9 protein-coding genes are annotated in these 12,387 nt (G+C 24.6%); 8 read left to right on the top strand and 1 reads right to left on the bottom strand.

Annotated features, from left to right (window positions below):
• Positions 1–150: 150 nt before the first annotated feature.
• Together hdcA and GBZ86_RS07555 are read left to right on the top strand one after the other, a co-directional pair.
• The gene (gene hdcA, locus GBZ86_RS07560; RefSeq protein WP_152889290.1) at positions 151–1,110 is read left to right on the top strand and encodes a histidine decarboxylase, pyruvoyl type; all 960 of its coding nucleotides are present in this window, start codon (positions 151–153) and stop codon (positions 1,108–1,110) included.
• Positions 1,111–1,150: 40 nt separating this feature from the next.
• Positions 1,151–2,605 (top strand): basic amino acid/polyamine antiporter, encoded by a 1,455-nt coding sequence (locus GBZ86_RS07555; protein WP_152889288.1) that lies wholly within the window; start codon positions 1,151–1,153, stop codon positions 2,603–2,605.
• A gap of 87 nt (positions 2,606–2,692) precedes the next feature.
• Here GBZ86_RS07555 and GBZ86_RS07550 read toward each other — a convergent pair whose 3' ends face one another.
• The gene (locus GBZ86_RS07550) at positions 2,693–3,649 is read right to left on the bottom strand and encodes a chymotrypsin family serine protease (RefSeq protein ID WP_152889286.1); all 957 of its coding nucleotides are present in this window, start codon (positions 3,647–3,649) and stop codon (positions 2,693–2,695) included.
• A gap of 189 nt (positions 3,650–3,838) precedes the next feature.
• Between GBZ86_RS07550 and GBZ86_RS07545 the strand changes: the two genes are divergently transcribed.
• From GBZ86_RS07545 to GBZ86_RS07520, 6 genes are all read left to right on the top strand, one after another.
• Positions 3,839–4,771, top strand: coding sequence for an ABC transporter ATP-binding protein (locus GBZ86_RS07545; RefSeq protein ID WP_152889284.1), 933 nt, complete (start codon positions 3,839–3,841; stop codon positions 4,769–4,771).
• Positions 4,772–4,784: 13 nt separating this feature from the next.
• On the top strand, positions 4,785–6,458 hold the full coding sequence (locus tag GBZ86_RS07540; protein ID WP_152889283.1) for an ABC transporter permease subunit: 1,674 nt from the start codon (positions 4,785–4,787) through the stop codon (positions 6,456–6,458).
• Between the two features lie 217 nt (positions 6,459–6,675).
• Entirely contained in the window at positions 6,676–7,608 is a 933-nt protein-coding gene (locus tag GBZ86_RS07535) for an ABC transporter ATP-binding protein (RefSeq protein ID WP_152889282.1), read from the top strand.
• Positions 7,609–7,618: 10 nt separating this feature from the next.
• Positions 7,619–9,280 (top strand): ABC transporter permease subunit, encoded by a 1,662-nt coding sequence (locus GBZ86_RS07530; RefSeq protein WP_152889281.1) that lies wholly within the window; start codon positions 7,619–7,621, stop codon positions 9,278–9,280.
• 257 nt (positions 9,281–9,537) lie between these two features.
• Positions 9,538–10,215 (top strand): ABC transporter ATP-binding protein, encoded by a 678-nt coding sequence (locus tag GBZ86_RS07525; protein ID WP_152889280.1) that lies wholly within the window; start codon positions 9,538–9,540, stop codon positions 10,213–10,215.
• A 2-nt stretch (positions 10,216–10,217) separates the two neighbouring features.
• Positions 10,218–12,387, top strand: a 2,170-nt coding sequence (locus GBZ86_RS07520; RefSeq protein ID WP_152889279.1) for an ABC transporter permease, incomplete at its 3' end; no start/stop codon positions are given.

The following is a 12,387-nucleotide window of genomic DNA, read 5'->3' as shown; positions in this document are numbered from 1 at the left end:
TTGTGGTTTTGAGATTCAATTTTAACATGAAATTAGGGGGTCGTTGTTTTTTTATGCAAAAAAACTTTCGAAACCTTGATATATAAAGATTTTAAAAAGAAAAGTAGTGTAGAAACTTTACACTAACAAGGACTTAGAGGAGGATTAAAAATGAATAAAAATTTAGAGCAAAAGAGAAATACAACAGTAGCTGTTGGTGTTAATAAATTAAGAAAAGTTAGAGCACCAAAAATTGATAAAACAGCTATTAGTCCATATGATCGCTATTGTGATGGTTATGGAATGCCAGGAGCATATGGAAATGGTTATGTATCAGTACTTAAAGTTTCAGTTGGAACTGTAGAAAAAACAGATGATACTTTATTAGATGGTATAGTTTCTTATGATAGAGCAGAAATAAATGATGCATATGTTGGACAAATTAATATGCTTACAGCTTCATCTTTCTGTGGAGTTGCAGGACAAGTTTGGGGACATGATTTAGCAACTCATGATTCTATTGCAAATAATGAAATAGAACCACTTTTTGAAATGAAACAATTTGATGGGACACCACTTAAAGTGTATGATGCACAACCTTTATTAGAAGCAGGAATTGAATTATTTGGTACTGAAAAAAATAGACGTTTTACAACTGCTCCAGGAGCTCATGTAATATGTGCAAATAAAAGTACAACATCTTATAGACCTAAAGAAAATAGACATTTAAAAGAAGGAGAAGCTTATGGTGTTTGGTCTTTCATTGCATTATCATTGTCTAATGACAGAGATCATTGTGCGGATTTATTTATAGAAGATGCAGGTCTTTGGACAAAAAATGATAATCCAGAAGATTTAAAGAAATTTTTAGAAGATCATAGAAAAGCTGTTGCTTGGTCAGTTACTGAATGTGGTAGAGATTCACATGTTGTTTTTGAAAGAACTTATGTTAGCTTTGCATATGTAATAATGAAACCAGGTGAAATAGGAAATGCATTAACTTGTGGTCCATACATAACATTAGCAAGAGATGCTGTTCCTTGTGAAGGATTTTCAAGTTTAAATAGAATTTCACTTTCTGAATGGTTAGAAGAAATGAAATTTCAATCTTTAACAGGATATAATAAGTAATTCCCTATAATTTTATTAATAAAAATTAGGAGGGATATTTATGGCGAGTGATAATAAAAAATTAGGAGTAATTGCTCTTACTGGTGTAGTTGTAAGTGCTATGATGGGAGGGGGAGTATATAATCTTCCTCAAAATATGGCTCAAGATGCATCAGCTGGTGCCATATTAATTGCATGGATCATAACTGGTATAGGTATGTGGTTTGTTGCTAACACTTTTAGAATACTTGCAGCTGCTAGACCTGATGCTACAACTGGTATATATACCTATGGAGAATTAGGTTTTGGAAGATTTACAGGATTTTTAATGGCATGGGGATATTGGATATCAAATTGCTTTGCTAATATAGGATATGCAGTATTATTAATGGATTCATTAAATTATTTTTTTCCACCACATTTTAAAGGGGGAAATAATTTACTTTCAATAATATGTTCTTCAATAGTGCTTTGGATAATGTACTTTGTAGTTTTATCGGGTGTTAAACAAGTAGCATTTTTAAACATTATAGGAACTATAGGTAAATTATTACCTTTAGCTATATTTTTAGTAATAGTAATATTTTCTTTTAGATTTTCTATTTTCTCTACAGATTTTTGGGGGTTAAAGAATGTTATTTCTATGCATGATACAAATTTAGGTGGGTTATTACCTCAAGTTAAAAGCACAATGCTAGTGACTCTTTGGGTATTTACCGGTATAGAAGGAGCTGTAGTAGTTTCAAGTGAAGCTAAATCTCAAAATGCAGTTAGTAAAGCTACATTTTTAGGATTTTTAACTTGTCTTTTATTATATACAGCACTTTCATTACTTCCATTAGGAGTTTTCACACAAGGAGAAATTTCAAAAATGGCACCACCATCAACAGCTGCTATTCTTATGAAAATAGTAGGACCATGGGGTGGTTGGTTGATGAATATAGGAGTTATAATAGCAGTATTAAGCTCATGGTTAATTTGGACTGTTATGTTATCAGAACTTCCTTTTGCAGCTGCTAAAACAGGTACATTTCCTAAAATATTTACAAAACAAAATAGCAAAGGAGCAGTATCTTTCTCGTTATTAGCTTCTACAATTGTTATGCAAATAATAATGGCTTTGGTATATTTTTCTAGCAATGCTTGGAATTTAATGTTAAGTATTACTAGTGTTATGATATTACCTTGTTATGTAGTTTCAACTTTATATTTATTTAAAATAACAGTAAAAGATGACAACTATCCAACCAATATATTTGCTAGTTTAAAATATGCTTTAGTTACAGGAGTATTAGGTTCTATATATGGATTTTGGTTAGTTTATGCAGCAGGATTAAATTATTTCTTAATTGCTTCTATAATATATTCATTAGGTATCCCTGTATTTATGAAAGCGAGAAAAGAAACAGAACCAGGTGAACCAAAATTTACAAAAATAGAAAAAATTATTGCTATTGGGTTAATAGTATTAGCTATTTTAGGATTATTTTATTTAATATTCTTTAAAATTAAATAAATATAGTATAAAAAAACTATTAAAATACATCAATTAAATTATTATGTATTTTAATAGTTTTTTATTTTTATAATTAATAAGAATGTTTTAAAAATGAACTTTTAAAACATTTAATACTAAATCAATAGGATTTAAAAAAGTACCGTTTTTTGCACCACCAAATCCTAATCCAATGGCTTTATTATAAGAATTTACATAAACACTGCCAGAGTCGCCAGAATCACTCATTCTACTAACTAGAATTTGATCTTTATAATAATATTTATTACCATTTATAGTTGAATTAGAAATAACATTAATAGCTAAAATTTTTCCTTCGGTGTAACCTGTTCTTGCACCTACTTTTTTAATTTTATTATTTAATTTTGGAATGCTAGTACCTAAAATTTCACCTATATTAAAAATATTTTTTGTATATTTAACATATGGAAGAATTTTAGCTATAGCACAATCTACAAAGTTAGCTAGATTTGATGAAATTGGTTCTAAAGGAATACTTCTAGTTACTGTAGCAATTATATTAAAATTATTAACTCCATCAAAAACTGCTGCTGGTTGAAGAATAGGTGCTACAGAAGTTTGTTTATCTGAACCTCCCATTACATGGTAGTTACTTAATATATACGGAGTATTATATTTGTTTCCAAAGACTATAGCACCTAAAGTACCCCAAGTTTTTTTCTTATATTGAGATATGCTACAACCACTTTGTATGGGTCTTATTCTAGAAAGAAATTCTGGAGAAAAAGCTAGGTTATTATTGGCAGTATCATTGTCATATGAATTAAAAAAATAATTTATTTCACCAAGTTCCATAACATCTAATTTAATACCTAAAAAATTTTTAGGTATTAAATCTTTTTCTAATAAAACATTAGAAGGTTCTTTTTTTTCTACAAAAATTTTCAAACATAATTCATGAGTATTAATATTTTTAATAAATTTTTGTCCTAATCCTATAGCAAATACATTTTTTTTTGACAAGAAAAATTTATTGTACTTAGAAATTATATCTTTTATATTTTTTTCTACTAAAGATTCCATTTTAAAATCACCTTATTTAAAACTAATTATTTAGTTAAATACTATTAATTACATAATATGATTTCTGTTTAGTAGTAGTGAATTTTAAAATATAAATTTTATTATCAATAATATTTAAATAAAGTATAAATATTATTATTGTTTTAGGGAAAATTTAAAATGGTAATAGTAAGAAAGGAGTTAAAGATAATGAAATCTATTTTGGAGTTGAAAAATGTTTCTAAAATTATAGGAAATAAAACTTTAGTAGAAGATTTAACTTTTCAAGTTAATAAAGGAGAAATATTTGGTTTTTTAGGTCCTAATGGAGCAGGAAAGACTACAACAATTAAGATGATTACAGGTCTTTATAGTATTAGCAAAGGTGAAATATATATAGATGGAAACAATGTAAAGAAGAATTTTGAAAAGGCTTTACAAGGTATAGGAGCAATTATTGAAAATCCAGAAATGTATGGATATTTAAGTGGAATGGATAACTTAAAAATTTATGCTAGAATGCATGGAAATATATCAAAGCAGCGTATTGATGAAATTGTTAACTTAGTTAAACTTGAAAAGAGAATCTATGACAAGGTTAAAAAATATTCATTAGGTATGAGACAAAGATTAGGCGTAGCTCAAGCATTACTTCATAAACCAAAACTTTTGATATTGGATGAACCAACTAATGGATTAGATCCTATGGGAATTAAAGAGCTTAGACAAACACTTAGAGAATTAGCAGAAAAAGAAGAACTGTCAGTATTAGTATCTAGTCATCTTTTAAGTGAGATGGAACTTATGTGTGATAGATTCGGAATAATAGATAGTGGGAAAATAATAGGAATAAAAACTATTAAAGATATAAAGAAAAATGAATCAGATGAGAAAAAAGAATATTTATTAGATGTATGCAATAAGAAAAAAGCTATACAGCTAGTTAAAGAAAATTATGAAAAAATAATTATAAAAGATAGTTTTGAAGGAATAAAAATAGAATGTTCTAAAGAAATAATTTCTAAAATAAATAGTTTATTAGTAAAAAACAATATAGATGTATTTGAAATATCAATTTTATCAAAAACTCTTGAAGAAGAATTTTTAGAGATAACAAAGGGGTCAAAAACTCAAATAAGATAAGAGGTGAGTTGAAATGATTGGTAGAATTTTAAGCTTAACATATAATGAGCTTTTAAAACAATTTAAAAAAATAAGTATAACTGTAATAATAGCTTTTATAATATTTTTAGGAATTTTATTACCTGTAATAGCTCAAAAACTTAGTGTTAATAATAAAGATATAAATGATAGAAATATAGTAGGAATTAAAAATGCGGAAATTAAAATTGATTCATTCAAAAACGTAACTACTAATGTTGAAAAATTACAGTTAGAATTTGCATTAATTGATAAAGAATATTGGCAATTTATGAAAGATAATAATATCGGCTATAAAGATTGGAGGAATGACGTATTAGAAGGCTATGAACTAAATGCTTATAGGATAGCTATTTTAAATAAAATATTAAATAATGTTAATAAAAAATCTTTAGTTGATGCTAAATTTTTTGAAGTTTCTTCTGAGGAAATTCAAGAATATATAACTTTATCTAAAGAAGAATTAAACAAAAAATTAAATGAACTTGTTAAAATTAATGAAGATAAAAAAAATATTGTAAAAAATAATGACTATATGAAATATTTATCTGATTTAATAAAACATCAAGAAGATATACTTGCTTTGCAAAAGGAACAAATAGAAAGAACACAAGAAAAATTAAAGGTAAAAGCTGACGATGAAAGTTTAAAGATAAACTTAGAAAGTTTGAAAAATAATTCTATTTCAACGGAAAAAATATTAAGTATATATAAATATAGATATAATAATAAAATAGATTTTAAAGAAAATAATTGGAAAAATAAGACCCTTAAAGATATTGAACAATGCGAAATGGATTTAGGTATTCATTTTGTTAGTGAAGAGCAATTTAATAAAGGTGGAGCACCAGGAATACAGTCTGATAGAATGAATTATGAGGAATATAAAGAGATTTATAATAAAAATAAAATAGATTTACAAGAAAAAATAGATAGAGATTGGTATAGTTTAAATAATAATATACCACAGTTAGAATTTATTACAGATGCAAGAACTTTAGTGAATAGTACATATAATATATTTGTAATATTAACAATATTATTATTAATAATAATTGGAGGTGGAGTTGTAGCATCAGAATTTTCTAAAGGAACTATACGATTATTGATAATAAGACCAGTAGCTAGATGGAAGATTTTATTGTCCAAATTATTATCTTTATTTATAATTGCATATGGAACAATCATAGTAAGTGTGATTATTTCTATGATAACTAGTGGATTTATTTTAGGATTAAATTCATTGCAAACAGCTGTAGTTAAAACTATTGGAGGAAAAATTGTAGAAGTACCTTATGTTCAATATATTTTAACTGAAATACTAATGTCTAGTGCAAGTGTGTTATTTATAATTTCAGTAGTATTTATGATATCAACTTTAGCAAAAAGTACAGCCTTAGCAGTTTCAATAAGTACAATATTATACTTAATAGCAATGCCATTAACATTAATATTAGGGTTTTCAAATGAAAAATGGATAGTAAATACCATAATACCATACATAAATCAATCAATGATTAATATAATGCATGGTTTTATTGAAATGTTACAGAGAGAAAATGGAATTGTACTAAATAATAATTTAGGATCAATACAACTTGTAATAGTATCAATAATTATGCTCATAATAACATTTTTAATCTTCCAAAGAAAAGATATTAAAAATTAAAAATAATTAAGTATAAAATAACAGCTTTTTTTAGTTGTTATTTTTTTTATATTAAATTTTTGAAAAATTTGATTAATAAAATAAGAGTGTATTAAGAAATTTGTCATGAAATTGTAAGATTACAATAACAAGATTGTAAGGTAGAAAATCTATACTAAAATCAAAGAAATAGAGAAATTTTTATGAAAGTTTAAAATAAAGTAATGAGGTGAAAATAATGAAGTCTGTTTTAGAGTTAAAAAACGTTAGTAAGATAATGGAAAACAAAGCTTTGGTAGAAGATTTAAGTTTTACAGTTAATGAAGGAGAAATATTTGGGTTTTTAGGACCCAATGGAGCAGGTAAAACTACAACTATTAAGATGATTACAGGGCTTTATAGTATTAGTAAAGGAGAAATATATATAGATGGAAAGAGCGTAAAAAAAGAATTTGAAAAGGCATTGCAAGGTGTAGGTGGAATAATTGAAAATCCTGAAATGTATGGATATTTAAGTGGAATAGATAATCTAAAAATTTATGCTAGAATGCAAGGAAATATTTCAAAAGAACGTATTAATGATGTAGTTAATTTGGTTAAATTAGGAAATAGAATTAATGATAAAGTTAGTAAATATTCTTTAGGTATGAGACAAAGATTAGGATTAGCACAAGCACTATTACATAAACCTAAGCTTCTAATACTAGATGAACCCACTAATGGGTTAGACCCAATGGGAATTAAAGAACTTAGACAAACCCTTAGAGAATTGGTAGAAAAAGAAGGGCTTTCAGTATTAGTATCTAGTCATCTTTTAAGTGAAATGGAGCTTATGTGCGATAGATTTGGAATAATAGATAGTGGAAAAATGATAGGAATAAAAACTATTGAAGATATAAGAAATAGTGATATAGAAGATAAAAAAAATTATGTTTTAGATGTAGTTGATAAAGAAAAAGCTATAAAATTTATTAATGAAAAGTATATAGATTTAATAATAGAAAATACTTTAAATGGGCTTAAATTAGAATGCTCAAAAGAAATGTTAGCTCAAATTAATAAATTATTAGTTAAAAATGACATAGATGTATTTGGAACAACAATTATATCTAAAACACTTGAGGAAGAGTTTATGGATATAACTAAAGGCTCTAAAGATCAAATAAGATAGGGGGATCAGCATGATTAAAAAGATTGTAAGTTTAACATATAATGAACTTATAAAACAACTTAAAAAAACAAGCGTAAGAGTAATAATATCATTAATGCTCATATTAGCAATTTTAATACCAATAGGAATGAACTTAATAGATACTAATGATATATATGATAATAGTAATAAATTTATATTAGAAAATGCTAAGGCTAATGTTGAAGAATTAAAGAAGGATAAAACAGAAGCAGGAAAAATACATTTAGCAATAGCAAAAATAGAAGAAGAAGTTTCCAAATTAATAGTAGAAAATGAAGCTGATTCTATTGATTGGAAAAGTAAGGAGTTAGAAAATTATCGTGAAAATTCCATGAATATATTTGCAATAAAAGAAATATTAAATGGAATAAACAAAGATTTGTTATTAACTAATATTTATAATGTTAATCCTACAGAAATAGAAGAATATTTTAATCTATCTAAAGAGGAATTAAATAAGAAATTGGAGAAAACTACTAAAGAAAATGAAGAAATAAAAAATATTGTTATTAATAATGAATATTTAAAGCATCTTAGTAAAGAAATAAAAGTTAAAGAACAAATCATTGAAGAAAGAGATAAAAATTTAAAAGAATTAGAAAAAAGCTTAGAAAAAGATGGTAAAAATGAAGAGTTAAAAAATGAATTAATTAGAGGAAAAAAAGATAAAGTATTATTTAAAAAATTATTAGAAATAAGCAAATATAGATATGAAAATAAAATTAACTTTGAAAAAGATAATTGGAAGAATAAAACTTTAATGGATATTGAAAAATTATATCAAGAATTAAATATGGATATGCTTACAGAAAAAGAATATCAAAGGCAAGCTTCTATGGATTCAAGTACTATAAATTATAGTAAGTATCAAGAAATGTTCAAACAAAATCAAAAGGAAATGGAAGAAAAAATTAATAGAAATTGGTATAGCTTAGAAAATAATTTACCACAATTAGAGTTTATTAAAGATGCTAGAAGTGTAATAAATGGAACCTATGAAGTGTTTATTATATTAATAGTTTTAGTAATAATTATTATTTCTGGTGGTATAGTATCATCAGAGTTTTCAAAAGGTACAATAAGATTACTATTAATAAGACCAGTATCTAGATGGAAGATATTATTATCTAAATTATTGGCTACACTAATAATTGGATATGGAATGCTTATAGTAAGTATAAGTGTATTAATAATAACAAGTGGTATTATTTTTGGATTTGATACATTACAAATACCTGTAGTACAAACAGTTGCTTCAAAAGTAGTAGATATATCATACATTCAATATATTTTACCTAAAATATTAATATCAAGTACAAGTTTAGTATTTATAATATCTTTGGCATTTATGATATCAACTTTAATAAAAAATACAGCTTTAGCTGTTTCCATAAGTACAATAGTATATTTAGGAGCAATGCCATCAATAATAATGTTATCAATAGTAAATATATCATGGATAGGAAATACTTTAATACCATATATAAATCAATCAATGTTTAATTTAGCACCATCATTCATAGAAACTTTAAAGGTGCAAAATGGTATTATTATGAATCCAACATTTGGAGGAATTCAACTTTTGATAGTATCATTAATTATGTTAATAATCACATTTTTTATATTTACAAAAAAGGATATTAAAAATTAACTTTAAAAAAATAGATTATAAAGAATGATTTAATCCCTTTAATAATTTTAAAAATAGCCTTCTTTTAACTAAAGTTAAGAGAAGGCCATTTTGCTATATAAAGTTAATTATAGATTTTATTTATATAAAAAAAGTTTACAAGAAATTGTAACAAAATATTTGTATAATATAGTAAATATTCTATATAAGGTTATTAATAATTAATATAGGTTAATTTTTATTTATATATTTTAACAAAAATGAAGGAGATATTTTTTATGAATATTATAAAAATTAATAATTTATATAAGATTTTTGGAATAGGAGAAAATTCAACAGAAGCATTAAAAAATATTAATTTAACTATAAAAAAAGGTGAATTTGTAGTTATAGTAGGAGCTTCAGGTTCAGGAAAATCAACTCTTTTACATATGATGGGGACAGTAGACACACCAACAGCAGGAGAGGTTTTTATTGATGGTAAAAATGTAGAAACTTTATCTGAGAGAGAGCTTTCTTTATTAAGATTAAGAAAAATAGGATTTGTTTTTCAATCTTTTAATCTTATGCCAGTATTAACTGTGGAGGAAAATATAGAAATGCCTGTACTTTTAGATGATGGTAATATGGAAAAAGAATATAAGGAAGAAATATTAAAATTTTTAGCATTAGAAAATAGAAAAGATTATCTTCCATCAGAACTTTCAGGTGGTCAACAACAGAGAGTGTGTATAGGAAGAGCACTTGCTAATAAGCCAACTATAATATTAGCAGATGAACCTACAGGAAATTTAGATTCTAAAACAGCCAAGGATATAATAGAGCTTTTAAAATATTCTATTAGAAAATATAATCAGACCTTAGTTTTAATAACTCATGATGAAAATATAGCAAAAATGGCGGATAGAGTTATTACTATTAAAGATGGTGAGATAATTAATGATGAGGTGTTATAATAATGAAAAATTATAGCCAGTTTATATATAAGCATCTAAGAGTTAATAAAAAAAGAAGTATTTATACTATATTTGGAATAATGCTAGGTATAGTATTATTTACTACTGTTGGAAATTTGCAAATATTTATAAATAAAGTTAATATAGAGAATTCCAAAATTCACAATGGGAATTACGAAGCTTATATCTATAATATGAATAAAGATAAAATTAAAGAAATTGAAAATAATGTAAAGATAAAAGATTATGGATTTGTTGCTTTGGAAAGTACAGAATTAATTAATATAAATGATATAGCAAAGAATATATTAATTTATGCATTAGATACGAATTGTATAGATAATATATTTAATAAAAGTATGAAGTTAGAAGAAGGTAGATTTCCTAAAAATAAAGGGGAAGTAACTTTAGATATTGTTACTAAAATTCAGCTAAATAAAAATATTGGCGATACAATAGATGTAGGTGATAAAAAGTACAAAGTAGTTGGGTTTTATAGTAGTTATGAGTTTAATCCATATGAGTTAAAAGGAATAACTTATTTTGAAAAAAATAAGACATACAATAATTTAATTTCATTAATCAATATCAAAGGAGAAACTAATATAAGAAAAAATATTTTACAAATAGCAAATGATATGAAAATAGAAACTATGGATAAAGATATAGTAATATCATTTAATAGTAATGAATCAGAAAATAATAAAAAAACTTTATTTGAATTGAATAGAAATTTAATAGAATGTTATGAGATTAAAGATATATTTAATCTAAAAAATATGAATGAAATAAAACTCTTTTTTTTATTTGTAAATTTAGGAATATTAATTTTAACTATTATTTTAACTTTAAGTTCAATAAATGTTTCCATGAAGGAAAGAATAAAATATTTTGCTACATTACGATGTTTAGGAGCAACACCAGAAAAAATAACATATTTATTAATAAAAGAAATTTTAGTGTTATCAAGTTTATCTATAGTTCCAGGTTTAATATTAGGATATGGCTTAACTTATTTTACTATTAATATAGTTTTAAATAAATTAGGGAAAATAAATTTTTATGGAGTTCAGTTCTCTATTTATTGGAGAGTATTAATATCAGCACTTATACTAGTAGGAATAGTTATTTTAATTTCGTCTATTATACCAGTAATAAAAGTAGCAAAAATATCACCAATAGAGCTTGGTAAGACAGCAATGGTTATTCCTAAAAAAGTAAAGAAGAGAAATAGTAAAGTAATAAAAAAATTGTTTGGATATAAAGGGGTTTTGGCCTATAAAAATATTAGAGCTAATAATAAAAGTTTTATGTTTATCACATTAATGCTTTCCACTTTATTAGTAGTTTTGGTAGTATTTACAGCATTTTATACAAGTATGATTAAAAATGTTAGTGGAGTAGAAAGAGGAAAGATTAAAGATTTTACTATAGAAATAAATTCTATAACAAATGAAGAAATTGATAGTACGGCTATAAAATCTATTGATAAACAATTTTATAGAATTAAAGATGCTATTAATTTTTTGAAAAATACAAATAGCGTAAAAAATATTGCTTCATATGTAGATATAAGTTTAGATACATTTTTTACAGAAAAAGAATTTAAAGATACCGTGAAAAATAATAATGAAACATTTAATAAAGAAGGAATTTATGCTCATCAGCCTAATAGTAATATGTTTATATATGATGATGAAAGTATTAAGGAAATATTACCTTACATAAAAAGTATCACGGATAAAAAGATTACTTTAGAAGATTTTGAAGATAATGGAGTAGTTTTAGTAAGTAAAAATAATAAAATATCAATTCAAGATATTTCGCATGGAAATAAATTGAAAATGTATCTAAATACTTCAGAGTTGAACAAAATGAAAGATAAAAAAAAGCCAATTGATATTAACGTATTGGGGATAATTGGTGAAAATGATATTTTAGGAAGAAGGAATTATGGAGATTTAAATAAATTAACTTTTATAGTGTCTAAAGATTTTTATGAAAAAAACAAATGGTTAATATTTGGAGACGAAAAATATATTAGCAAAAATTCTATTGTGGATTTTAATTTTTTAAATAAAGAAAAAAGAGAGAAGAACTTACAGAATATAAAAAACTATGTAAATAAAATTAGTGGATTTTATATAGATAATTATGACAATGCAATAAAGG

Origin of the sequence: Clostridium tarantellae (assembly GCF_009295725.1) — a bacterium.
Classification (GTDB): Bacteria; Bacillota; Clostridia; order Clostridiales; family Clostridiaceae; genus Sarcina; species Sarcina tarantellae.
Note: the sequence above shows the minus strand (reverse complement) of the source record. Positions and strands in the feature narration are given on the sequence as shown.